This is a genomic window from Roseofilum capinflatum BLCC-M114 (genome assembly GCF_030068505.1).
Taxonomy (GTDB): Bacteria; Cyanobacteriota; Cyanobacteriia; order Cyanobacteriales; family Desertifilaceae; genus Roseofilum; species Roseofilum capinflatum.
This window is the reverse complement of the sequence record NZ_JAQOSO010000029.1, coordinates 1-22,321: the sequence shown is the minus strand read 5'-3', so window position 1 is coordinate 22,321 and position 22,321 is coordinate 1. Positions and strand designations below refer to the sequence as shown.

Annotated in this window: 26 protein-coding genes; 16 read left to right on the top strand and 10 right to left on the bottom strand. The window is 47.7% G+C overall.

Annotation, left to right across the window (positions count from 1 at the left end):
* Positions 1–1,929: a transglycosylase domain-containing protein gene (locus PMG25_RS06615; protein WP_283766115.1), complete on the bottom strand. Its 1,929-nt coding sequence runs from the start codon at positions 1,927–1,929 to the stop codon at positions 1–3.
* Between the two features lie 172 nt (positions 1,930–2,101).
* On the opposite strand from PMG25_RS06615, the gene tyrS reads away from it, so the two are divergent.
* From tyrS to PMG25_RS06600, 3 genes are read left to right on the top strand one after another with little or no spacing between them, the layout of a single operon-like run.
* The gene (tyrS, locus tag PMG25_RS06610) at positions 2,102–3,304 is read left to right on the top strand and encodes a tyrosine--tRNA ligase (RefSeq protein ID WP_283766114.1); all 1,203 of its coding nucleotides are present in this window, start codon (positions 2,102–2,104) and stop codon (positions 3,302–3,304) included.
* Positions 3,305–3,317: 13 nt separating this feature from the next.
* Entirely contained in the window at positions 3,318–4,031 is a 714-nt protein-coding gene (gene pyrF, locus PMG25_RS06605) for an orotidine-5'-phosphate decarboxylase (protein WP_283766113.1), read from the top strand.
* A gap of 5 nt (positions 4,032–4,036) precedes the next feature.
* Positions 4,037–4,537 carry a hypothetical protein gene (locus PMG25_RS06600; protein WP_283766112.1) on the top strand — a complete coding sequence of 167 codons (501 nt, stop codon included), beginning with the start codon at positions 4,037–4,039 and terminating at the stop codon, positions 4,535–4,537.
* A 135-nt stretch (positions 4,538–4,672) separates the two neighbouring features.
* Here PMG25_RS06600 and PMG25_RS06595 read toward each other — a convergent pair whose 3' ends face one another.
* The 3 genes from PMG25_RS06595 to PMG25_RS06585 all read right to left on the bottom strand — a co-directional run bounded on the left by PMG25_RS06595 (position 4,673) and on the right by PMG25_RS06585 (position 6,359).
* Entirely contained in the window at positions 4,673–5,053 is a 381-nt protein-coding gene (locus PMG25_RS06595; protein WP_283766111.1) for a hypothetical protein, read from the bottom strand.
* A 53-nt stretch (positions 5,054–5,106) separates the two neighbouring features.
* On the bottom strand, positions 5,107–5,532 hold the full coding sequence (locus tag PMG25_RS06590; RefSeq protein WP_283766110.1) for a thiol-disulfide oxidoreductase DCC family protein: 426 nt from the start codon (positions 5,530–5,532) through the stop codon (positions 5,107–5,109).
* Positions 5,533–5,642: 110 nt separating this feature from the next.
* A complete protein-coding gene (locus tag PMG25_RS06585) occupies positions 5,643–6,359 on the bottom strand; it encodes a Crp/Fnr family transcriptional regulator (protein ID WP_283766109.1) in 717 nt (238 codons plus the stop codon).
* A 192-nt stretch (positions 6,360–6,551) separates the two neighbouring features.
* Between PMG25_RS06585 and PMG25_RS06580 the strand changes: the two genes are divergently transcribed.
* Complete coding sequence (locus PMG25_RS06580; protein WP_347178757.1) at positions 6,552–7,268, top strand: NnrU family protein; 717 nt, start codon at positions 6,552–6,554, stop codon at positions 7,266–7,268.
* A gap of 161 nt (positions 7,269–7,429) precedes the next feature.
* Positions 7,430–7,801: a thioredoxin family protein gene (locus PMG25_RS06575; protein ID WP_283766107.1), complete on the top strand. Its 372-nt coding sequence runs from the start codon at positions 7,430–7,432 to the stop codon at positions 7,799–7,801.
* A 106-nt stretch (positions 7,802–7,907) separates the two neighbouring features.
* On the opposite strand, the gene PMG25_RS06570 is transcribed toward PMG25_RS06575, so the two are convergent.
* Positions 7,908–8,318: a hypothetical protein gene (locus PMG25_RS06570; protein WP_283766106.1), complete on the bottom strand. Its 411-nt coding sequence runs from the start codon at positions 8,316–8,318 to the stop codon at positions 7,908–7,910.
* A gap of 253 nt (positions 8,319–8,571) precedes the next feature.
* Between PMG25_RS06570 and PMG25_RS06565 the strand changes: the two genes are divergently transcribed.
* The 6 genes from PMG25_RS06565 (at position 8,572) to proC (ending at position 12,590) form a co-directional block, all read left to right on the top strand.
* Positions 8,572–9,462 carry an energy-coupling factor transporter transmembrane component T family protein gene (locus tag PMG25_RS06565; RefSeq protein WP_283766105.1) on the top strand — a complete coding sequence of 297 codons (891 nt, stop codon included), beginning with the start codon at positions 8,572–8,574 and terminating at the stop codon, positions 9,460–9,462.
* 334 nt (positions 9,463–9,796) lie between these two features.
* Positions 9,797–10,066 (top strand): transcriptional coactivator PipX, encoded by a 270-nt coding sequence (gene pipX, locus PMG25_RS06560; protein ID WP_283766104.1) that lies wholly within the window; start codon positions 9,797–9,799, stop codon positions 10,064–10,066.
* Positions 10,063–10,743, top strand: a complete 681-nt coding sequence (locus PMG25_RS06555) for a YggS family pyridoxal phosphate-dependent enzyme (protein ID WP_283766103.1) — start codon at positions 10,063–10,065, stop codon at positions 10,741–10,743. The genes pipX and PMG25_RS06555 overlap by 4 nt, the downstream gene beginning before the upstream one ends.
* A gap of 134 nt (positions 10,744–10,877) precedes the next feature.
* Positions 10,878–11,048 carry a hypothetical protein gene (locus PMG25_RS06550; protein WP_283766102.1) on the top strand — a complete coding sequence of 57 codons (171 nt, stop codon included), beginning with the start codon at positions 10,878–10,880 and terminating at the stop codon, positions 11,046–11,048.
* A gap of 16 nt (positions 11,049–11,064) precedes the next feature.
* Positions 11,065–11,655, top strand: coding sequence for a cell division protein SepF (locus PMG25_RS06545; protein WP_283766101.1), 591 nt, complete (start codon positions 11,065–11,067; stop codon positions 11,653–11,655).
* Between the two features lie 134 nt (positions 11,656–11,789).
* Complete coding sequence (proC, locus tag PMG25_RS06540; RefSeq protein WP_347178760.1) at positions 11,790–12,590, top strand: pyrroline-5-carboxylate reductase; 801 nt, start codon at positions 11,790–11,792, stop codon at positions 12,588–12,590.
* A 77-nt stretch (positions 12,591–12,667) separates the two neighbouring features.
* Here the strand turns inward: proC and PMG25_RS06535 are convergent, their stop codons facing one another.
* A complete protein-coding gene (locus PMG25_RS06535; RefSeq protein WP_347178759.1) occupies positions 12,668–13,417 on the bottom strand; it encodes an ABC transporter permease in 750 nt (249 codons plus the stop codon).
* 207 nt (positions 13,418–13,624) lie between these two features.
* On the opposite strand from PMG25_RS06535, the gene PMG25_RS06530 reads away from it, so the two are divergent.
* From PMG25_RS06530 to xdhA, 4 genes are all read left to right on the top strand, one after another.
* Positions 13,625–14,272, top strand: coding sequence for a class I SAM-dependent methyltransferase (locus tag PMG25_RS06530; RefSeq protein WP_283766098.1), 648 nt, complete (start codon positions 13,625–13,627; stop codon positions 14,270–14,272).
* Positions 14,273–14,390: 118 nt separating this feature from the next.
* Positions 14,391–15,575 (top strand): AAA family ATPase, encoded by a 1,185-nt coding sequence (locus tag PMG25_RS06525; protein ID WP_283766097.1) that lies wholly within the window; start codon positions 14,391–14,393, stop codon positions 15,573–15,575.
* Complete coding sequence (locus tag PMG25_RS06520) at positions 15,575–15,790, top strand: hypothetical protein (protein ID WP_283766096.1); 216 nt, start codon at positions 15,575–15,577, stop codon at positions 15,788–15,790. Before PMG25_RS06525 ends, PMG25_RS06520 begins: the two co-directional genes overlap by 1 nt.
* Positions 15,765–17,177 (top strand): xanthine dehydrogenase small subunit, encoded by a 1,413-nt coding sequence (xdhA, locus tag PMG25_RS06515; RefSeq protein WP_283766095.1) that lies wholly within the window; start codon positions 15,765–15,767, stop codon positions 17,175–17,177. The genes PMG25_RS06520 and xdhA overlap by 26 nt, the downstream gene beginning before the upstream one ends.
* A 198-nt stretch (positions 17,178–17,375) precedes the next feature.
* On the opposite strand, the gene PMG25_RS06510 is transcribed toward xdhA, so the two are convergent.
* Positions 17,376–18,104, bottom strand: coding sequence for a class I SAM-dependent DNA methyltransferase (locus PMG25_RS06510; RefSeq protein WP_283766094.1), 729 nt, complete (start codon positions 18,102–18,104; stop codon positions 17,376–17,378).
* Positions 18,105–18,188: 84 nt separating this feature from the next.
* On the opposite strand from PMG25_RS06510, the gene xdhB reads away from it, so the two are divergent.
* Positions 18,189–20,504 (top strand): xanthine dehydrogenase molybdopterin binding subunit, encoded by a 2,316-nt coding sequence (xdhB, locus tag PMG25_RS06505; RefSeq protein WP_283766093.1) that lies wholly within the window; start codon positions 18,189–18,191, stop codon positions 20,502–20,504.
* Here the strand turns inward: xdhB and PMG25_RS06500 are convergent.
* From PMG25_RS06500 to PMG25_RS06490, 3 genes are all read right to left on the bottom strand, one after another.
* Positions 20,468–20,797 (bottom strand): XisI protein, encoded by a 330-nt coding sequence (locus tag PMG25_RS06500; protein ID WP_283766092.1) that lies wholly within the window; start codon positions 20,795–20,797, stop codon positions 20,468–20,470. The two genes, xdhB and PMG25_RS06500, sit on opposite strands and share 37 nt — an antisense overlap.
* Positions 20,785–21,201, bottom strand: a complete 417-nt coding sequence (locus PMG25_RS06495) for a XisH family protein (RefSeq protein ID WP_283766091.1) — start codon at positions 21,199–21,201, stop codon at positions 20,785–20,787. The genes PMG25_RS06500 and PMG25_RS06495 overlap by 13 nt, the downstream gene beginning before the upstream one ends.
* Positions 21,202–21,320: 119 nt before the next feature.
* Positions 21,321–22,157, bottom strand: coding sequence for a DsbA family protein (locus tag PMG25_RS06490; protein WP_283766090.1), 837 nt, complete (start codon positions 22,155–22,157; stop codon positions 21,321–21,323).
* Positions 22,158–22,321: the final 164 nt, after the last annotated feature.

The following is a 22,321-nucleotide window of genomic DNA, read 5'->3' as shown; positions in this document are numbered from 1 at the left end:
CTATGGCTGCGGGCGGGGAAACTCACTCGGAGAACGGAAGTTCTCCACCGGTTCGTTTGCCAAAGCCTTGTGCATAAAATCTCGCCAAATCGGAGCCACAAAACTACCTCCAGTTACCCCCCTAGCTAGAGGTCTATAATCATCATTTCCCACCCAAACCGCTACAGACAATTGGGGCACATAACCCACAAACCAAATATCACGCTCCGAAGTCGTCGTTCCCGTTTTACCGGCTGCTGGGCGACCCAATCTCGCAGAAGTCGCCGTTCCTCGGCTAATCACCCCTTGCAAGCTACTGTTGAGAGAAGCCACCGCCCAAGGATCGAGAATTAGCTTCGGTTTAGGAGTATTATCCAATAAAACATTGCCATGGCTATCAATCACTTGGGCAATAAACGTTGGTTGTGAATGCCAACCATTATTCGCAAACGTCGCAAACGCTCCCGCCATTTCCAGAGGCGTTAAATCAACCGATCCCAAAGGCAACGAAATTACCGGGTCCATAGGACTTTTAATCCCTAAATTGCGAACCACTTCCACCACCTTATTCAGACCCACTTCTTGGCCAATTTTAACCGCAGGCACATTTAAAGACACTTCCAGAGCTTTACGCAAACTCACCGGCCCCGAAAAACTTCCCCCATAGTTTTGGGGAGAATAATAGCCACTACCATCTCGATATCTTACCGGCGAATCATTAATCACTGAATCTGGGGTAAACCTGCCACTAGCAAACGCCGCATAGTAAACAAACGGTTTAAACGAAGAACCCGGTTGTCGTTGAGCTTGTACCGCTCGGTTATATTGACTGGTTTCATAATCAAATCCTCCCACCATCGCCTTCACAAAGTGGGTGCGGGGATCAACCGCCACCAGCGCCAATTGTCCATTATCGTAATCGTAATAGACCCCTTGGTTATACAGGCGAGTATGCCAATCCTTAACCGTTTGCTCCGCCAGTCGTTGTAGCCTCAGATCAATCGTGGTTTGAATCCTTAAACCCCCCTTAACCACCATATCCCGACCAAAGCGCTCTGAGAGTTCTTGAATCACCGCCTCCGTCAGATAGGGCACTTTACTTTGACCAAACGAAGTCACCCGGCCCACCAATAACGGCTGTTCCTTCGCTTCCTTCTCTTCTTCAGCCGTAATCCAATTCAATTCTCGCATCCGACCCAAAACGATCGCCTGCTGACGTTTGGCTAACTTATAATCCACAAAAGGACTCAAACTCTCTGGCGCTTGAATCAAACCCGCCATCATTGCCCCCTCTGCCAATGTTAGATCCGCAGCAGACTTAGCAAAATAACTCTGGGCCGCCGTCTCCACCCCATAGGTATTATGGCCCCAGTACACCTGATTCAAATACAGCTCTAAAATCTCATCTTTAGTCAGAATTTGCTCCAAGCGCATGGCCAAAACCGCTTCAGCAACCTTCCGACTCAATTGCCGCTCTGGAGACAGAAACAGGTTTTTCACCAACTGCATCGTAATCGTGGAAGCACCCTCTCGAATCCCTCCCTTCTCAATATTGGCCAACAGCGCCCGACCCACACTACTCGGATTAATCCCATTATGTTGATAAAAGTGGGAATCCTCGATCGCCAGCACTGCCATTTTCAACTCAGGCGAAATCCGCTCTAGGGGGACAACTTCCCGGTTCGCCTCATCGTGGATACGGGTAAGCAGCTCGCCATTAATATCATAGATATAACTGGTTTCCGTCGGCATATAGCTTCTGAGGCTGCGGACATCCGGCAAATTCCGAAAACTTAAGGCCAAACCCACCAGTCCTCCAGCAAAGATAGAACTGGTGAGCATCATCACTCCCAGAATCGTACCCCCCGCTACTTTGCCCACACCTTGGACAAATTGAAGGGCAGGGGTTATAGATTTCGATGGCTTACGACTGATAGTATTAGACGACACGGTGATTTAACTTCCTCAGCTCGAACAAATGGATAGGGATAAGAACCAGACCTTGAATCTTAGGGATGGATGAACGGGGACTGACCCATAGTTTAACCTTTACCTGCGATAAGTGTTAACAGTTATTACAGAGATTAGCAAAATATTGATGTATTATAGACCTTCTGATCCCATGACAAGTCTTAACTCAACCTGGAATTGGCTTCATCGCGGTGTTAGTGAAATTTTCCCCGATCGCCCCGATAGCGACGATCCTGATGAAAACCTACAACGGCGCATTGAGCTGTCCGGACAACCCTTAAGGGTGAAATTGGGCATCGACCCCACCGGAACCGATTTACATTTGGGCCACAGTATTGCCGTGCGGAAACTCCGCGCCTTTCAAGATGCTGGCCATACGGCAGTCCTGATTATTGGGGATTTTACCGCTCAAATTGGCGACCCCACCGGCAAATCGGAAGTACGTCGTCAACTCACAGCCGAACAGGTGCAGGAAAACGCCCAAACCTATTTGGATCAACTGCGCCCTATTCTCGATTTTGATACTCCAGGGCGCTTAGAAATTCGCTATAACTCGGAATGGTTAGCCCAGTTGGATCTCAAAGAAATTTTGGGCTTGTTGGCTACAATGACCGTGGGTCAAATGTTGGCCAAAGAAGGATTTGCCGATCGCTACAGCCAAGAAAATCCCATTTATCTCCATGAGTTTCTGTATCCCCTGATGCAAGGCTATGATTCTGTGGCAGTCAAGGCTGATGTGGAGTTGGGAGGCACTGACCAAAAGTTTAATATTGCCGTGGGTCGAGATTTACAGCGCCATTTTGGACTGACTCCCCAGTTTGGGTTACTCGTGCCGATTTTGTTGGGGACGGATGGAGCGCAGAAGATGTCGAAGTCCTTGGGCAATTATGTGGGGCTGTGGGAAAATGCGGTGACGATGTACTCTAAGTTGGAGAAAACTCCGGATGCAATTATTCAGGATTATGTGGAGTTGCTGACTAATCTGACTTGGGAGGAGTTACCGGAAAATCCCAGAGAGCGACAAAAGAGTTTAGCTCTGGATGTGGTGACCCAGTATAAGGGCAAAGATGCCGCATTGGAGGCGCAAAAGGCAGCTTTGAGTCAAGGGGAAGCGGGGAGTATTCCGGAGTTTAGTTTGCAGGATGTGCAATTTCCGGCCAAGTTCTTTTACATTGTCAGCGCGGCTGGACTCTCGAAAGGGTCTTCGGAGGCTCGGCGCTTGATTCAAGGGGGCGGGGTAAAATTAGCGGGGGAAAAGGTGAGCGACCCCAATTTAGTGTTTGAACGGGCTGATGACATGGTTGGGCAGGTCTTGCAGGTAGGTAAGAATAAGTTTGCCCGTTTGGTGAAGTAAGGGGGGAGAAATCATGATTGCCGCAGACCGGATTATTGTACCGTTGGATGTTTCGAGTGGGGAGGAGGCGATCGCCCTTTTGGATCGATTGCCCGATGTGCAGTTCTGGAAAGTGGGCCTAGAATTATTTGTCAGCACCGGCCCCAGCATCCTCGACGAACTCAAACAACGGCAAAAGCGCATTTTTCTCGACCTCAAATTCCATGATATCCCCAACACTATGGCCGGAGCTTGTCGAGCCGCCGGACGCTATGGGGTGGACTTGCTGACTGTTCATGGAGTAGCCGGTCGAACGGCCTTGCAGCGTGCCCTAGAAGCCTCTAGAGCAGGGGCAGACTCGGCGGGATTATCCCCCCCGAATTTGTTGGCGATTACCCTGCTCACGAGCCTTAATTCGCGGGATTTAGCCTTCGATCTCAAAGTGCCCGTGGAACTGCCCGAATATGCCCTACAGATGGCTCTACTCGCCCAGGAATCGGGCATTCAGGGGGCGGTCTGTTCTCCCCAGGAAGCCGCCCAACTGCGGCGCGTCTGTGGGGATGAATTTCTGTTGGTCTGTCCGGGAGTGCGCCCGACTTGGGCGGAGGGGGGAGACCAGCGCCGGGTGATGACTCCCCAAGAGGCGCTTCAAGCGGGGGCCAGTTATTTAGTCATTGGCCGACCGATTACAGCGGCCGCCGATCCCCAAGGGGCCTGGAAGCGGATTAATGACGAGTTGGCAGGTTAAATCTGATGGTGTTCCTCTGGGAATTAGCCCTCGGACAACCTGGGGTTACTTATGAGGGTTCAGAAGTCCGGGTTGTTTCCATTCAGAGCTGCGGGGAGGATTTTGAGCAGTTGATTGAGGAGATGGTGCGAGATTTTCCCGGTTATGCCAATCGATCGCTTCAGCGTCACCGCGATCGCTTCACACCCTATCCTATACCCTCAGTGATTACAGTGGGAAAACCCGACTTTGACCCTCTCCCCCTTCCCTTTGGGGAAGAAATTCCGGAAAATTCCCGCCAAGTCTTTCTCACCTCCTTAGAGCGCGTCTATCAAGGACTAACCATTGTCGATCGCGAGGTTTATTATTGGCTATTTTTGACTGAAACTGACCAGGGATGGGAATTAGTCTTGCTGTTGTCTGCCATGACGGAGGGGGAGCGGTTGGTTCGTTTACCAGAGCATCGAGAAGCGGCCATTTCTGAAGCGGTTCGGCTTTGGTTGCGAGACGATCGGTTTAATCGTTGAATGAATCGTTGAATGAATCGTTGAAAGGTGCGATCGCAGGTTAGAGACACCACAGAGAAACGAAGGACACACAAAAGGCACAAAGAACAGCGCCCTCTGTTTCTCTGTGGTAAACATTATCCAATACCTGGATGTTTAAGCTGGAGCTTCTACAGTCAAAACTTGACAGCCTTTTAACCCTAAATCAGGTTGTTGGCGATAGGCTTCTAATGGCTCCATAACGGTAACGGTAAAATTCGTTCCGACTTGATAGAGATAATCCACCTCTGGATCGTAGTTTAAGCCTACGCGCAAGTTAGAAAAATCATCTTCACACAATTCAAAACCAAAGCGAACAATAATTTGGGCGACGAGACATTCAGGAGTATGAACTGTTTCCCCCATGGTGTCGCGCTCTTGTGTAAAGGTATCTAAAAATCGTTGCAATTTGGGTAAAACTTTCTTAGGATTGCCATTGCGACTGGCGTAGACAATTACCGGGTTACCTTCAACGATGAAGTGACAGGAGACAGCCATAGATTTACAGTGATCTAGTGTTTAAGTCCGATCCGATCATATGCCGGCCTGGGTCATTTTGCTTGACCCAATTCTGAATCGGTACTTGAACATCCCCGATCGCCACTGCACAGATAGAGGGTTTCTCGCTGTCCAAACCACTGATACCGATGGTCGCGGATTTGTTCATAGAGGCGATCGCCTACCGCCTTAACCCCTGGTATCCCCCGATAAACCCCGATCAGCGCCTCACCTCCAGGAAGTAAGCGACTGATTTCTTCGGCTGCTTCGCTCCCTTGCCATCGATTTTGGGGATGTTCCCTATCGATTAAAATCATCCCTAACTCACAGTCTTGGGCCGTAATTCCCCATTTTACCAAAGCTTCTAGGTCTTGCATGGGGCTATAGCTAAACCGTTGCCCTTGGTCAAACCAGGCCAGGCCCTGAACCAAAGAGGAGCATAAATTACAGTTTCCATCGTAAATAATTTGATATTGCATTATTTAATCCCTATCGAAAACAATTTCCTAACCCGGAGGTGGCGAGTTGTAAGAGAGTTGAAAAGGGGTTAGGAAATTCTAGATCGAGTCAGAGCATTTGACCTGCTCTTCTAACTGTCTGGGTTAGAAGGGGGGAGACAAATCAAATTATCATCTAAGGTAATAATCAGCCCTTTCGAGCGCAACTTACCCATTAAGCGAGTTACCGTTACCCTCGTTGAACCAATGGCGCTACCAATTTGGGCATGAGTCAACGTCCAGGGCAAATAATATCCCTGTTCGCACACTTCGCCATACTCTTCGATCAATAGGGTCAAAAAGCCCAACAGCCGATCGATCGTGCGCCGTTGGCCCATGGTTCCCAACCACAAGAGTTTACGCTGATTTTGATAACGGAAGGCTTCCATCACTTCACGGCGGAAATGGGGCCAGTTATCTAAATCATGCCAATACATCCACAAAACCGTGGTTTTATCCACATGGGCATAACTGGAAATGGTAAACGGAGATTGGGAGACAATTTCAAAGGGTTGACCTGCTCCCACAAATCCTAAAAAGGATTCATCGGGACTGAGATTATCGGGATCGTTGTTAGCGCTTAAGCGAGCGACTAAACTAGGAGTTTTAGTCGAAGCACTAATTTGGGCACTGACGAGTCGAACGGAACCGCGCTGTACCAGATAGAGCAAGCCCGGACGGACAGGAATTTTATCATCCTTGTTAAAGGTGCGGGTGCGATAGTGGTCTTGGGCCCAGTCGATAATTCGCTGCCAGGTCAAAAACGGACGAGAGGTTGAAGATTCGGATTCTGGAGACACTGAAAACATAGGTTAGAAATTGTGAAAGAATAACAAAGACAACCAGTGAATTGTTGCTAGATTCCAGGATACCCTTTTTCTAGTAAAAATGGTCACTGATAGCCGAAGGCTATTGTTTCTGTTATTAGCCCTCTAGTGTATCATGACAGTAGCAAAAACTACTCTTTCATGATCAAAACCTTATCGATGTAATAAAAATGTATGGTGATTATTGATAATTCGTCATTGAGTCACTGGGTGATGGTAGCATTGCTGATTGGCTTTGCGATCGCCCACAGTGGGCTGGCAAGCCTGAGACCTTGGGGAGAAAAGAAGATCGGCGCAAGACTCTACCGAGTAGGTTTTGCCTTAGTGAGCATCCCCTTTGCCGTCGTGTTGGTTATTTACTTTTTTAATCATCGCTATGACGGAATTCAATTGTGGCAAGTGCAGGGAGTTCCGGGAGTGCGATCGCTGGTTTGGGTGTTGTCAGCTATTTCGTTCCTGTTTTTATATCCAGCTACCTTTAACTTATTAGAAATCGCGGCGATCGCCAAACCAGAAGTTCATCTCTACGAAACCGGAATTATCCGCATCACCCGACATCCGCAAATGGTGGGTCAAGTGATCTGGTGTATTGCCCATACCCTCTGGCTCGGCACAAGCTTTACCCTCCTCACCTCCATCGGCCTCATTCTTCATCATCTCTTTGCCGTCTGGAATGGCGATCGCCGCATGTACAACCGTTATGGCGACGCTTTCCTCAAGGCCAAAGAGCGCACCTCGGTGATGCCATTTGTGGCGATCGTTCAAGGTCGCCAAACCCTAGAACTCCAAGAATTTCTCCGTCCCGCTTACCTCGGCGTACTTCTCTTTATTGGCCTCCTCTGGTGGGCCCATCCTTGGCTCATGCAAGCCACCCTCAAGGTTCCCATTTGAGAGGGAGTGGAACGAATTTCCCCATTCCCTATTCCCCATTCCCTATTCCCCATTCCCCATTCCCTATTCCCCCAAACTAGGTTGCTCAATCCAGCCCAAATGGGTGTAGCATGATCCCAAGAGCAAGTATAAGAAATACAGATACCAAGAACGGCATAATTATGGTGGTACAAATCAGTGAACGCGCCTTTAATCACGAAGTCCTTGATGCTCAAACCCCGGTATTAGTCAATTTTTGGGCCCCCTGGTGTGGAATTTGTCGGCTTCTAAATCCAGTTTTAAGCCGCTTCCAAACCGAATGGGGACAAACCCTTAAAGTGGTTTCCATTAATGCCGATCAAAGCCTCAAACTTGCCAACGCCTACCGACTGCGAACCTTACCCACAGTCATTCTGTTTAATCAAGGGCGAGTGCAAAATCGGATTGAAGGCTTCCATAGTGCAGAAGACTTATACCGACAACTGGAAGTCAGTTGTCAAAGTTTATCTGGGACAAAAACAGCAGATGCGATCGATCTCGAAACCAGTCGCTAACTGGATACAGAGACATTGGGACTTAATTAATTCTCTCTTCTGAATGCCTAAAAGATATGCCCAACCGAAAGGCGTATCTTTTTTATCAAAAATTACTTCCCTCTTGCTATTCCTTATTCCTTTGACCGGCAATAACCCAGTGCCAAAGGGGGTGACTTTCCCCCTGTTGGCGAATGCGACAGACCTTACGCTCTAACCCTTTCTGGTAAGGGTGTGGAAAGCCGACGAGAATATTCCGACTTTGCCAGACTAAAACGGCAGTGGTTAAACCCATACTGCTGGAAAAGCCGATCGCCGCTAGAGGATGAAAGTATAAGCTATAGTACAGTCCAGACCAGGTAAAATGGTCAAATAGGAGGGATAGGGGCGATCGCATGACCCACAAACTAGGAAACCCCAAAACCAACCACCATAAGACCACTACAAACCACCGTCCCCCAACCAACAGCCGATGATAGCGCAGGACTTGCGCCTGAAACTGGGGATCGAGTTCAATTTGGGTATCTGGGGAAGTCAAGTCAATTAAAATGGGTAATGGATAATTGGCATAGGGGCGAGTCTACCCATCTTTTTGTCTTTCTACTCCTATCGTTGTGAACCCGCCTTTACAAACCGGTAAGAAGACCAAAAACTGGGTATAACCCGACCCTTGTCTCTACATTTTATATCAAATCTAGAAAACGAGGCTAAGTGATAGATCTCCCAAACTCCCTTAATAAGCAGGTGCGAGAAAGGCTATATTCAAAATCGATTCCTAACTGTATGCCAAAATGGATTTACTGCGATCGCTCCCGATAGGTCTCTATCTCGAAAACCCCACCACCTGGTTACATCAACTCGATCCCAGAGTCAAACTGATCTGGTTAATCAGTTTTCTGGCGATCCCCGTCCTGGCAAGTACCCCCTTTCGTCTGATCCTGGTGGGTTGCCTGATTGCTATTACCCTCACCACATCTATCCCCTTGCGGGTGCTAAAGCAACAACTGGGATGGTTGTTGATGCTCGGAAGTCTGATCGTCGTTATTACTATTGTGGCTCCTGATGGGTTAACGGTGGTTCATCAACCCCGGTTACCGGTTGTGGAGGATACTTTAGCGCAACCGACATCCTATCGCTATACCCTACTCACGCTTAATCTGGGGTTTAGCCAGTTAACGATTACTCGCTTATCTTTAGATCTGGGCTTACGTTTAGGAAGTTTGATTTTTACCGTTATTTATAGTACCGGACTTTTTCTGCTCACGACTGCGCCCGAAGAGGTGACGGCGGCGCTAGAAACGTGGATGTCTCCTCTGAAACGGTGGGGTGTGCCAGTGACAGAAATAACTTTAACTCTGACGCTTTCCCTGCGGTTTATTGCTTTAGTTCTGGAAGAGGTGCAAAATTTAATTCGCTCGATTAATACTCGCGCCATTAACTGGAAGAAGTTGGGCTTAAAACGCTCATCCCAAGTCTGGTTACTGGTGGTGGAGCGACTGCTGGAAAATTTGCTACTCAGAGCTGCTCAAATTGCCAGCGCTATGGAGGTTAGAGGCTTTACCCAACCGAATCAGCATAAAGTGGAATGGTATCAGTTTCAATGGCGGCGATCGGATGGAGCGGCTCTGATCGCTTTAGTCAGCTTATGGTGTGTTCGTCTGGTCTGGGGACAAATGAGTTAGGGAATGGGGAATGGGGTAAAATCCGCTCTTGCCTCCTCCTCCCTTAAGTGACCATCTTTTGGTAGAGTAAGGTAGACTTGCACAAAATAATAGACTATGGAATTTGAACACCCATCAAAGTCCATAGGCGTTGAGTCACCCATGGAATCTTAGGCGGTTCGCAAGGGTAGGGTTGATTTTAGGTGAAACGAATTGAGGCAGTCATTATTTGGGTCAAGTCAGTCTGCTTCATTTCATATCCTGTTCCCAGGATGCCAAAAAATGCCTCTCCTTTTGTTCAATGCGAACAGTTTAAGCCGTTATCCCCATTTTTTTCACCCCAGTGTTAATGTGAATGTCTGGCGAAACTTATCTGAGTCATCCTACATTTGGTTTATTGTTTAGGGTTTGCGTGATCGAGGATCGCAAAGAACTCTTTACTACGTTATATGCCCAACGGTTATTTTTTGTCGTTATTACTAGCCCCCAGGGACTTCAATTTGAGTCGGTAACACGAGGAGAAGCTCGGATACTGTTAGAAAATCGTCTGCGATCGCTGCGGCGCGAAGGTAAGCTCTCCTTGTATGATGAGTTAATGGCGGTTCATAAACGAACGTTCCAATGACTGATGTACAGAACTCTATGGCGGATCGGATTGCACAAATTCGCTCAACGCTTCCGGATCGGGTGCGTCTGATCGCGGTGAGCAAAACGGTGAGCAGCGATCGCATTCGGGAAGCTTATGCTGCCGGAATCCGGGATTTTGGCGAAAATCGCATTCAAGAGAGTCTCCAGAAACAGGAAGAACTGAAGGACTTAACGGATATTACCTGGCACTTCATCGGCCATCTACAGGGTAACAAGGCGAAAAAGGCGATCGCAAATTTTCAATGGATTCATTCGGTGGACTCCCTAAAACTCGCCCAACAGCTCAATGAATTAGCCCAAAGCTTAGAGAGAAAGCCGAAAATTTGTCTGCAAGTGAAAATCGCCCCCGATCCACAAAAATTTGGCTGGAGTGTCCCGGAACTGCTCCATGACTTACGGGTTCTCGATGGCTGCGATCGCTTGGAGATCCAAGGCTTGATGTGTATTCCTCCCTTGGGATTAAATCCAGAGCAGATTTATGAAATTTTCCGACAAACCGCAGAATTAGCTGATAAAATTAAACAGCAAGATTGGTCAAATCTTCAAATGCACCACCTCTCCATGGGCATGTCAGCCGATTATCCCCTGGCAGTCCAAGCAGGAGCAACCCTGATCCGTTTGGGAACGACCCTCTTTGGGCAACGACATCCCTAGAAAATCTCAATATCTACACAGTAGTAATTCAGCCTCATTCAACCCATTGTCAGCATTCTCTCATCTTCATGGACAGCTCTGTAACCTCTGAATATCGGATCTTTGCTCAGACTCTGGATGCAAAGGAGTGTAGAGTGGGGAAAATTCTAGGGAGCGCTCCAGAAGCGATCGCCGACTGTGGAAAAGTCACCGAATTCTGTGGAAAGAAGCGGACTAGAGCCATCAATTTACAATTGATGCAAGAAAAAGGAAGCTTTCTTGCTAGACTGCATGGTGGGTCATTGAAGATCTTAGTACCAGGCTAAGGAGGTTTGATAAACCATGAATGTATTTTCCAAACTTAGAGACTTTGTAGGTCTGAATGAGCCTGTATATGATTACGGGTATGATGATGAGTTAGATGCTCAAGAGTATCAGAACATCTATAAAGAAGACAATCCCCAACCCGAAGTCGAGGAAGTACCTCAACCGAGAAGACGGTTGCGGGAACGCCCAGAAATGGGCATCGATCCATCAACACCAGGAGCAGCACCGATGAACAATGTGATTGGGATGCCTGGAGCAGCCAATTCTATGTCCGAAGTGGTGGTTATGGAACCCCGCTCATTTGAAGAAATGCCCCAGGCGATCCAAGCTTTGCGGGAGCGAAAATCAGTGGTCTTGAATTTGACGATGATGGACCCCGATCAGGCCCAGCGTGCCGTGGATTTCGTGGCGGGCGGAACCTATGCGATCGATGGTCACCAGGAACGAATTGGTGAGAGCATTTTCTTGTTCACACCAAGCTGTGTGAGTGTGAAAACTCAGATTGGTGGAAGCCAAAATAATCCCCAGTCTCAAGTCCGTCCGGTTCGTCCGACCGGATCTTCCCCTGCTCCAAGTTGGACGGATAACCCTGCTCAAATGGCCTAGGATTAAGAGTCCAAGGCTGTCCTTATGAGGTAGGTTGGGGGCAAGCATTCGTGCAGTAAACCTAAACCTACTCTTTTTCTTTTTTAAAAGGAAATGGGCAACAGGCGATTGCTATTGTGGTTAACAATATAAGAATTATGGTGCAACTGGGTATAATTGGCGGCGGGGTAATGGCAGAGGCGATTTTATCCCGGATTCTGGCAGAAAAAATTTATATCGGCAGTCAGGTGCTGGTGAGCGAACCGAGGTTAGAGCGCCGTCAGGAGTTGGTGGATCGCTATGGTGTCCAGGTGACGGGGAATAACTGGGACGTAACTGAAGCAACGGAGATGGTACTGTTGGCGATTAAACCTCAAGTGTTTGACAAAATTGCTACGGAGTTAGCTGGGGTGAAGTTGCCGTTGCTGGTTTCGATTTTGGCTGGAGTTCCCATTAGCAAGCTGGAAGCAGGGTTTCCGGATCAAGGTATCATTCGGGTCATGCCCAATGCTCCGGCCATCGTAGGCGCGGGAATGAGCGCGATCGCCTCCGGTTCCCATACGACTCCCGCTCAATTAGCCCAGGCCAAAACCCTGTTATCGGCTGTGGGAGAGGTGGTAGAAGTGCCCGAAAGCATGATGGATGCGGTAACTGGGGTTTCTGGTTCCGGGCCGGCGTTTGTGGCTTTGACCATTGAGGCCTTATCTGATGGTGGGGTAGCGGCAGGACTGCCGAGGGCGATCGCCACCCAACTAGCTGTACAAACGGTTTTGGGAACAGCCCAGATGATCCAAGAAACCGGTCTACATCCGGGAGAACTCAAGGATCGAGTCACCAGTCCGGGAGGAACCACGATCGCCGGAGTACGGCAATTAGAATTAGGCGGCCTGCGATCGGCTTTAATGGAGGCAGTTTTAGCCGCCTACGAGCGCTCCCAAGACTTGGGACGGGGATAAATAAAACCCCTATGATTACCAATCCTTAATCGATCTACTTGGGGTCTTTTCCTGCCCACCCTACGATGGTTCATTGATTAGTCTTGTTGGCTGGTGAACTCACGAGCGCCGACTAGGGAGAGGGCGATCGCCATAATGATCAGCGCTGGGATAGAATACCAGGGAAACTGAGCCATATCATAGGCAGCCGATCGCAAGCCTAAAGTAGTATAGGTCAGGGGCAGAAAGTAGACAATCCCTTTCAGAACGGTTGGCAACGTAGAGGGATCGAAAAATGTACCGCCTAAAAAGGACATGGGAATAATCAGAAAGTTGTTGTAAAGTCCCACGGTTTCCAAGGATTTGACCTGTAAGCCGACTAATACCCCTAAGCCAGCAAAAACGGCGCAATTGAGGATAATCAGCAGTAAAAATAACGGATTCAAGAAACTCCACGCCTTACCTGTAAACAGCACAGCCACTAAAATCACTGATCCGGAAGTCATTAAACCGCGCACGACTCCCGCCAGCATTTTCCCCAAATATAACGCCAAGGGGTGAACCGGCATCAGCAACATTTCCTCAAAGTTTTTCGTATACAGCCGTTCGCCACAAATGGAAAACACCGTTCCGGCAAAACTAATGGTCATCGAAGAGAGGGCCACCATTCCCGGTAGAATAAACTCCAGATAAGTATCGCCCACTGGGGGAGTCATGGCTCGGTCGAGGGTGGAACCGAGTCCGAGACCAAAAGCTAGGATATAGATGAGGGGAGAGACTAAGCCAGAAGCTGCTACCGGTGCAAGTCTGACGCGCAAATCTAGCCATTCTCCCCATAAAATGGTCATGCTATCGGCCCAAAGGGTAGACAGTTCGGAGAAGGGGAGAGAAGGACGAGACAAGGAATTAAGAGAAGCCACGGCTAGTTAGGGAGCGATCGCAACAGAGTTAATAAATCTTAATATATCACTCTATGTTGGTAATTGGTCTGGTAATATCAACGCCGGAAAAACAACCTCACTGGAAACCCCTATGATTTAAATTCCCTTAAACCTATGGACAATCGTCAGCGAATTCAAAACATGGCCGATCGCGCCATCGAGAACAAGACCCCCTATGGTTGGTTTGAACCCCTGTATCAACAAGCGAACCAGCAAGAAGACCAGATCCCCTGGGCGAAATTAAAGCCCCATCCTCTGCTGTCAAGTTGGCTACAAAAAGATTCCAGAGTCGGAACGGGTAAAACCGCTCTAGTCGTCGGTTGTGGCTTAGGGGATGATGCCGAAGCGTTAGCGGCTCAGGGATTTACTGTCACTGCTTTTGATGTTTCCGAAACGGCGATCGCCTGGTGCAAGCAGCGATTTCCCCAATCTCAGGTCACCTATCAGGTAGCCGATGTATTCGCACCCCCGGAAAATTGGCATCAGGCTTTTGATGTGGTCTTTGAATGCTATACGATTCAAGCCTTACCGGTGGCGATCAGATCGCAAACCATGGAGGCGATCGCCAGCTTCGTCACTCCAGACGGTACACTGCTGCTCATCACCCGACTTCGAGCCACCGAAACTGAACCCGATGGCCCCCCTTGGCCCCTCTCTTGGTCAGAATTAGCCCACTTTCAGGCGATCGGCTTCCAGGAAGTCCAACGAGAAACCCTAGAGCAGCAACCCAACACTCTGCTGGCGATCGAATATCATCGCTGATACAGCAGTTTGCTCTGTTATGGAATACAGGGTTGAACGCTCAAAACCTTTTGCAACAAGACTTTTGCCTCTTGCCTTTTGCCTAGCGCGAAGCGCTGTATCATTGAACCCCATTCCCATGAAAATCGTTTCCCTCAAAATCAAAAACTATCGCGTCTTTCAAAATATAGAATTTAACAACATACCGCCCTTTTGCGTCATTATTGGCGCAAACGGCACAGGTAAATCAACCCTCTTCGACATCTTTGGATTTCTCCGAGATGCCCTCAAAAACAATATCCGGCAAGCTCTTCAAATCCGAGGCGGTTACCGAGAAGTCGTCACCAGGGGTCACGAACAACAAGACATCACCCTAGAACTTCAATTTCGGATTAAAATTGTAGAGACCGAGCGACTGGTTACCTATATTCTCGTCTTTGGAGAAGAGCAAAAACGTCCCGTCATCAAACGAGAAATTTTACGGTATAAACGGGGAGAACATGGAAAACCCTTTCATTTTCTAGACTTTCAACAAGGCCAAGGCTATGCCATCACCAACGAAGAAGACTTTAGTCAACCTGACGAACAACTGCAAAGGGAACAACAACAACTAGAATCCAATGATATTTTAGCCATCAAAGGACTCGGACAATTTCAACGCTTTAAAGCCGCCAGTGCCTTCCGTTCCTTGATTGAAAATTGGCATGTTTCTGACTTTCATATTAGTGAAGCTAGAGGCAGCAAAGATGCCCTGTATGCAGAACACCTTTCTCCCACAGGCGATAACATGGCCAGTGTTGCCCAATATATCCATCAAAATTATCCCGATATTTTTGAGACCATACTGACTAAAATGAAAGAGAGAGTACCCGGTATTTCTCAAGTAGAAGCCAAGGAAACTGAAGATGGGCGCTTAATTCTCAAATTTCAAGATCAAGCCTTCAAAGATCCCTTCATTGATCGCTATGTTTCCGACGGTACAATGAAAATGTTTGCCTATCTGATTCTCCTCTTCGATCCCAAACCTCACCCCTTACTCTGTGTTGAAGAACCTGAAAATCAGCTTTATCCTACCTTATTAAAACAACTAGCTGAAGAATTTGCCAGCTATGCTCATCGAGGGGGACAAGTCTTTATTTCCACCCATTCCCCAGACTTCTTAAATGCCGTTCCCTTAGACAGTATCTTTTGGCTTAGTAAAGTAGAAGGCATGACGAAAATACATAAAGCACAGGATCATGAAATGCTCAGAAATTTAGTCGCAGCCGGAGACTTACCAGGTTACTTATGGAATCAAGGCTGGTTTGAAGGAGCTGCCCCCTAATGAGTTATGACCTAATTTTTTTACTCGAAGAACCTTCGATGAAAGATGTTTTAGAATTAATTTTACCGCAAATATTTGAGCCGAGCAAAACCTATAAATGTATTCCTCACCAAGGTAAGCAAGATTTAGCTAAATCTATTCCGATTAAAATTAAAGCATTATTCCCTAGCGCAAAGCGCTCAATTACTCATGCCTCAACCCTACCTCATTGTTAACAACAAAACCCTCTTTCTCAAAGACACCTCTCCCAATTCCACCCTATTGGAATATCTGCGCCAAAATGGATTTGTGGGCACTAAAGAAGGGTGTGGCGATGGGGACTGTGGCGCTTGTACTGTTGCCATCCTTGCCCAAAATCAAGAGGGAAAACCCCAATATGAAGCCATTAATAGTTGCATTGTGCCCCTCGGTGCAGTCATTGGGCGCGAAATTATTACCGTAGAAGGTATTGCTGGGGATACTCTGCATCCCGTGCAACAAGCGATGGTGGAAACGGGCGGCTCCCAATGCGGCTATTGCACCCCAGGCTTTATCATGAGTATGTTTTGTGCCTATTATCAGGGAACGGTCGATGATGTCTGTATTGAGGGTAATCTTTGTCGCTGTACCGGCTATCTGCCCATCCGTCGCGCTGCTCAACAAGTGACGGGAGCCAGTGATATTGAGGATCAATTTACCGAAAAACTAGAGAGTGCCTCTAGGATAATGATAGGGTGCGAATATGGGGAAGAGGGCGATCGCTTCCATCGTCCCACCAGCCTACCGCAACTCCTGCACCTCCTCCAACAACATCCCAACGCCACCCTCATCGCTGGAGCAACCGACATCGGACTCCACCTCAGTCACCACAGCCAACACTTTCCCCTGCTCATCTCCCTCGAAGCCATCCCCCAACTGCAAACCCTGCACATCACCCCTGAAAGCGTCGAAATCGGCGCAGCTCTTCCCCTGAGCCATGTTCAAACCCAACTTCAAGGCATCTTTCCCAGTCTCGACACCATGCTCTCCTGGTTCGCCGCCCGCCAAATCCGCAACCGTGCTACCATCGGCGGTAACCTCCAAACCGCCTCACCCATCGGAGACCTCTCCCCCGTCCTCCTCTCCCTCGATGCCACCCTCACCCTTGCCAGTGCCCAAGGAGAAAGAATCCTTCCCCTCTGCCACTTTTTCCAAAATTATCGCCAAACCGCCCTTCAACCGGCAGAAATCATCCGCTCCATCTCCATTCCCAGAACCCTACCCCCCAAATCTGTTCGCCGTCTCAGTCAGTCCTATAAAATCGGCAAACGGGGAACCGATGATATCAGCATTGTTGCCGCCGCTTTTACCATCGACTTAGACCAAAATCACCACATTATTCAAGCCAGACTCGCCTATGGAGGAGTCGCCCCCATCCCCATCCGTGCCACCGCAGTCGAGGAAATGCTCATCGGCAAACCCTGGAATTTAGACACGATTCTAGAAATGAAACCCATCTTACACCAAACCTTTACCCCCCTAACCGACCTCCGCGCCAGCGCCGAATATCGTCAACTCCTCGTTGCCAATTTATTCGAGAAGTTTTTCCATCAGATGATATCAAGTCCGTTGGATCAGTTATAGTATGTCATTGCGAATGGAGCGGAGCGGAATGAAGCAATCTCAACACTCTCCGAAGCTTGGCGATTGCTTCCCTCCGGTCGCAATGACAAGTCTTTAAAAGGATTTGATATTACAAATTCTACAAGTAGACCCTGCCCACCTTAATGCTATAGCTTGGCTGTTGTTGGGTTTCGTCTCTCACCCCAACCTACACTTTTACTATCGCTTTTTATAAACTGCAAAGCGATCGCTCTTTCCAGTGCTGACCTGTTGGAACTCAAACCCCGCCTTATCAAACATGCGCTGATAAGCATCTTGTTTTAAATAGGTAATCTGATGCCGATCTTGGGCTAGAATTTCTTCATCTTTCTTAAAGTAATAGGTTTTGTGAATGATACGATAATCTACCGTATCTTCTACTTCCTCAACTGCCTGAGCATAGACAATTCCTGACGATAGGAGTTTGTCAAACGTTTCATGGGGTTGTTGCACATTGAGCAAGAACAATCCTCCTTCCTCCAAGTGGCGAGCCACATTAATCAGTCCGGGAAGATTGGCCTCAAACTTGGGAATCAGGCTTCCCACTTCCCAGGGATTATCCCCCAAATCATAGCTCACCCATACCCCTCCATTGGATATAGCCACCTCGAATGTTGCATCTAAATCCATGGTTACCACATCCGCTTCAACCAATTTAGCGCGATCGCCCAATCGTTTTTTTGCAATTTCCAGCATTGATGCAGTAAAGTCAACGCCCGTAAACTGACAAGTGGGATCGACCTTAAGATACTCTTCTACCAACAGTCCTGTCCCTACACCCAACTCGATAATATTGCGACCCTGACCAACAATTGAGTAAACTTCTTCCGCCAGACTTTTAAAGTTATAATACCCAGAAGTGATCCACTGATCGTAATATTCAGTAATCTTTGTATACTGATTATCCATTGTTTTTGGCCATACCATTTTATCATCAGTCTCGGTCAGACTATCATAATTTATTCATTCATATCTAATTTACAGCGATCGGTTATGAAAGTTAACAAACACAAAACCCACGAAAGCGCCCCCCATCACGTTACTGGAAACGCCACCTATACCGACGATCTGCGCCCACCCAGAGATCTACTGCACTTATTTCCCGTTCTCTCCTCCCATGCCAGAGCCAAAATTAATCAGATTGACTATTCCCTTGCCCAACAAGTCCCCGGAGTTATCACTGTAATCACCCCTGAAGATATTCCCGGCATCAACAACACCGGCATTATCAGCTTAGACGAAATTCTCCTACCCAGCGATGAAATTCACTATCACGGCCAACCCATTGTTTGGATAGTCGCAGAAACAGAAAGCGCTGCACGAGAAGGAGCTAAAAAAGTTAACATCGATTATACTCCTCTTAACTCAATTTTAACGATACAACAGGCGATTGAGCGTGACAGTTTTCAAGGAGAACCCCAAAGAATTCGGCGCGGTAATCCTAATTTAGCTCTCGAAAAAGCAGAACATACCCTAGAAGGAGAACTCGAAATTGGCGGACAAGATCACTTTTATTTAGAAACCCAAGTCAGTTGGGTAACGCCCGACACTGAAGGCAATTATCACGTTTATTCCTCTACCCAACATCCCACGGAAACTCAAATTATGGTGGCACGAGTTTTGGGGATTCCTCGCTCTCAAGTGGTGGTCACTTGTTTACGCATGGGAGGCGCATTTGGGGGTAAAGAAAGTCAAGCTAATCCTGTTGCTGCTGTTGCTGCGATTGCTGCTCAAAAAACCGGCCAATCCGTGCGCCTTCGCCTGAAGCGCCATGAGGATATGATCATGACTGGAAAACGTCATAGTTTTTTGGGTAAATATCGAGTTGGATTTAATTCAGAAGGCAAAATTTCCGCCCTAGATATCGATTTATATTCCCATGGGGGATGGAGCTTAGATTTATCGCCTCCGATTATGGGACGCGCTCTGTTTCATATTGATAATTGCTACTATATTCCCGATCTAGAAGTGCGGGGACAAATCGCGAAAACACACACGGTTTCTAATACGGCGTTTCGGGGATTTGGCGGCCCGCAAGCGATGGTGATGATTGAGGAAATTATAGACCGAATGGCTCGCTTCCTGCAAGTGAGTCCCCTGGAGATTCGCGAGAAAAACTTCTACCAGGGAACGGGAGAAACAAACACGACTCACTATGGACAAGAGTTGTTTGACAATCGCCTGCAACAGATTTGGAGTCAATTGAAACAAGAGGCAAATGTTGCCCAAAGAATGGCAGAAGTGCGGGAGTTTAATCAAAATCATGAGCATGAGAAGCGGGGACTAGCCATAACTCCGGTTAAGTTCGGGATTTCGTTTACGAAAAGTGAATATAATCAAGCCGGGGCACTGATTTTAATCTACCTTGATGGCAGTATTCAACTGAACCATGGGGGCACAGAAATGGGGCAAGGATTGCACAGTAAGATGCTGCAAGTGGCGGCAAAATCTTTGGGGGTAAAGATTGACCGATTTCGAGTGATGCCGACGAGTACGGATAAAGTGCCGAATACGTCGGCAACGGCGGCTTCTAGTGGTTCTGATTTAAATGGACAGGCGATTAAAAATGCTTGCGAAACGCTTAAGGAACGATTAGCTCCGGTGGCGGCGAAGTTGCTCAATCTTTATGCTGCTGAAGATTTGGTGTTTGCCGAAGATTGGATTTATTCTCGTACAGATCCTAACCTAAAAGTGAGCTTTGATGATGTGATTGCCCAAGCTTATTTGGAGCGGATTAGTTTGTCGGCAACGGGCTATTATCGCACGCCAAATATTTCTTGGAATCCGCAAACGGGAAGGGGTCGCCCGTTCCATTATTATGCCTATGGTGCAGCCGTGAGCGAGGTGCAGGTGGATGGCTTTACGGGTATGTTTAAACTGCGGCAAGTTGATATTGTTCATGATGTGGGAAACTCTTTGCATCCAAGGGTAGATCGCGGACAAATTGAGGGCGGTTTTGTGCAAGGGATGGGATGGTTGACAATGGAGGAGTTGGTGTGGGATAATGGAGGTAGACTCTGTACTTATTCTCCGAGTACCTATAAAATTCCTACGGTTGCCGATATTCCTGAAGCCTTCCACATCAGCTTACTGGAAAAAGCGGAGCAACCGGGGGTGATTTACGGCTCGAAAGCAGTGGGAGAGCCGCCGTTTATGTTAGCGATTTCGGTACGGGAAGCGATACGGGAAGCTGTGGCGGCTTTTGGTAGTTGCCAGCAGGTTCGGTTAGCTTCTCCAGCGACTCCAGAGGCAATTTTAAGGGCGATCGCCGTTCAAGATTGTGCGAAGTCTGTAAATTCACGCTTGTAGGGTGCGTGGAAGCCTAAAACAATATCTGCATGGGGAACCCCTGCTTCGAGTAACTCATTAGCAATACCGATTTCCGTCCCATCTCTTTGCACCCAGATTTTATCCCCTTTGATATCCACATGAATAATCACACCATAGACTCGGTGATTTTCTTGCCAACCGATATGCACCACTTGATAGTGATGGCGTTGCACATCAAAGAGAAGTTGAATTTCTGTGCTATTACTCCCATGGTTGGGTTGATGTCTGCTAAGAATTTCTTGAATTAAATCCGAGTAATTTATTCTTTCCATAAGACCACCTCTTGACGGTAATAATCAAAGATTAATAGCTTAACAGCATAGAATTGAAGAGATTCTTGTACAAATTGACGAGAAAAGAACTCTTCATAAGTATCCTGAGAAATTGCCAGATACAAAGGTCTGTCGGGTTCAGTTTTGCTCAAAGCCAGTTTATAATTGAGAATCTGACCTAGGGCTAAATGAAATTCAGTAACTTCTGAGGTTCCTAAAAAGGATTTGATTTCAACAGCAATTTTTTGTCCTCCTTTTTCTGCTGCCAATAATCGTTCTGCTCCTAAATCAATATAAAATTCAATGTCATCCACCTTGAGATGCAAAGGATCGTGAGTAATTATCCATCCATCTTTTTGCAAAGCGATAGATACTGAAGCATGGAACTTATCTTTAGCTGGCACAACAAGAACGAAAACAAGATGTTTATCGGAGTATTATAACACGAGAGTTTTTTCCAAAGAGATGAGGCGATCGCTCTCAAACATTTGATGGCCTCTTGATAATCCCGGTTTCTTGCGACTCACCCAGAGACGTTCTGTAAAATCTCCTCCATTTCTTCTAAGCCGATCGCACCCGAAAAACTCTCTCCCTTACCCTGCGGTTCTCCTGGGGCGAACATGACGAAAAATGGAGTCCCAGAAAGCCCTAGTTGAGTGGCGAGTTCTTGGTCTGCTTCAATGGCTGAGGGGGCGATCGCCAGATCTTGCTGAAATTGCTCTAAATCTAACTCTAGATCTTGGGCTAATTGCTCATAAAAACTCTCACTTAACCGATCCTGTTGGGCAAACAGCGCATCATGATATGCCCAGAATTGTCCCTGTTGTTGGGCAGCCCAAGCAGCATAAGCCGCTTGTTCCGCTTGGGGATGGAGTTGAGAGAGGGGAAAATGTTTATACACCAATTGCACTTGGGGATGCTTGTCTATGAATTGGGCAACAGTATCATGGGCACGGGCGCAAAAGGGACATTGGAAGTCCGAAAATTCAATCAGAAAGACTTGGGGGTTGTCTGCGCCAGTGGTGGGAGAGTTGCCGATGATGGTTTCCGGTTCCCGGTTGAGGGTGTCGAGAAAAGCGAGGCGCTTTTGTTGCAGGGACTGTTGTTGCTGCTGTTGATAGGTTTGTACGGACTCGATAATGACTTCCGGGTGGTTGCGGATGATCTCTAGCACTTGTTGTTCGAGTTTAGCGTTCGCCGCTTGTGCGGGAAAGGTTGCACCGCAGAGGATGAGGAAGGAGAGGATGAGGGCGATCGCGCTTTTGAGGAGGCGATAATGCTCTGTATCGCTGGTGCGATCGCCAATTTTGCAGCAGTTAACCATGATTTCTGTTTGTTTGATGGACGGTAGAGCAGTCATCCGATCTTTTGCCTAATTTTACCGGCCTGGGCAAAACTGTAATGATTTTTAATATAGCGCTGGGGTTTGCCCTCTCCCTTTCATGTCCGCTTGCGGAAAATCCCTCTCCCACGGGAGAGGGACTTTCCCCCTTCTCCTGCGGGAGAAGGGGCTAGGGGATGAGG

Coding starts and splice junctions, on each gene's coding strand:
- PMG25_RS06590 (WP_283766110.1), bottom strand. CDS start 5,532: ATGCAATATCAAATTATTTACGATGGAAACTGTAATTTATGCTCCTCT.
- PMG25_RS06585 (WP_283766109.1), bottom strand. CDS start 6,359: ATGTTTTCAGTGTCTCCAGAATCCGAATCTTCAACCTCTCGTCCGTTT.
- PMG25_RS06555 (WP_283766103.1), top strand. CDS start 10,063: ATGACTGATGTACAGAACTCTATGGCGGATCGGATTGCACAAATTCGC.
- PMG25_RS06530 (WP_283766098.1), top strand. CDS start 13,625: ATGGACAATCGTCAGCGAATTCAAAACATGGCCGATCGCGCCATCGAG.
- PMG25_RS06580 (WP_347178757.1), top strand. CDS start 6,552: ATGGTGATTATTGATAATTCGTCATTGAGTCACTGGGTGATGGTAGCA.
- PMG25_RS06490 (WP_283766090.1), bottom strand. CDS start 22,157: ATGACTGCTCTACCGTCCATCAAACAAACAGAAATCATGGTTAACTGC.
- PMG25_RS06575 (WP_283766107.1), top strand. CDS start 7,430: ATGGTGGTACAAATCAGTGAACGCGCCTTTAATCACGAAGTCCTTGAT.
- PMG25_RS06500 (WP_283766092.1), bottom strand. CDS start 20,797: ATGGAAAGAATAAATTACTCGGATTTAATTCAAGAAATTCTTAGCAGA.
- PMG25_RS06525 (WP_283766097.1), top strand. CDS start 14,391: ATGAAAATCGTTTCCCTCAAAATCAAAAACTATCGCGTCTTTCAAAAT.
- PMG25_RS06510 (WP_283766094.1), bottom strand. CDS start 18,104: ATGGATAATCAGTATACAAAGATTACTGAATATTACGATCAGTGGATC.
- PMG25_RS06595 (WP_283766111.1), bottom strand. CDS start 5,053: ATGGCTGTCTCCTGTCACTTCATCGTTGAAGGTAACCCGGTAATTGTC.
- PMG25_RS06600 (WP_283766112.1), top strand. CDS start 4,037: ATGGTGTTCCTCTGGGAATTAGCCCTCGGACAACCTGGGGTTACTTAT.
- PMG25_RS06520 (WP_283766096.1), top strand. CDS start 15,575: ATGAGTTATGACCTAATTTTTTTACTCGAAGAACCTTCGATGAAAGAT.
- tyrS (WP_283766114.1), top strand. CDS start 2,102: ATGACAAGTCTTAACTCAACCTGGAATTGGCTTCATCGCGGTGTTAGT.
- pipX (WP_283766104.1), top strand. CDS start 9,797: ATGTCTGGCGAAACTTATCTGAGTCATCCTACATTTGGTTTATTGTTT.
- PMG25_RS06565 (WP_283766105.1), top strand. CDS start 8,572: ATGGATTTACTGCGATCGCTCCCGATAGGTCTCTATCTCGAAAACCCC.
- xdhB (WP_283766093.1), top strand. CDS start 18,189: ATGAAAGTTAACAAACACAAAACCCACGAAAGCGCCCCCCATCACGTT.
- pyrF (WP_283766113.1), top strand. CDS start 3,318: ATGATTGCCGCAGACCGGATTATTGTACCGTTGGATGTTTCGAGTGGG.
- PMG25_RS06535 (WP_347178759.1), bottom strand. CDS start 13,417: ATGACCATTTTATGGGGAGAATGGCTAGATTTGCGCGTCAGACTTGCA.
- xdhA (WP_283766095.1), top strand. CDS start 15,765: ATGCCTCAACCCTACCTCATTGTTAACAACAAAACCCTCTTTCTCAAA.
- PMG25_RS06545 (WP_283766101.1), top strand. CDS start 11,065: ATGAATGTATTTTCCAAACTTAGAGACTTTGTAGGTCTGAATGAGCCT.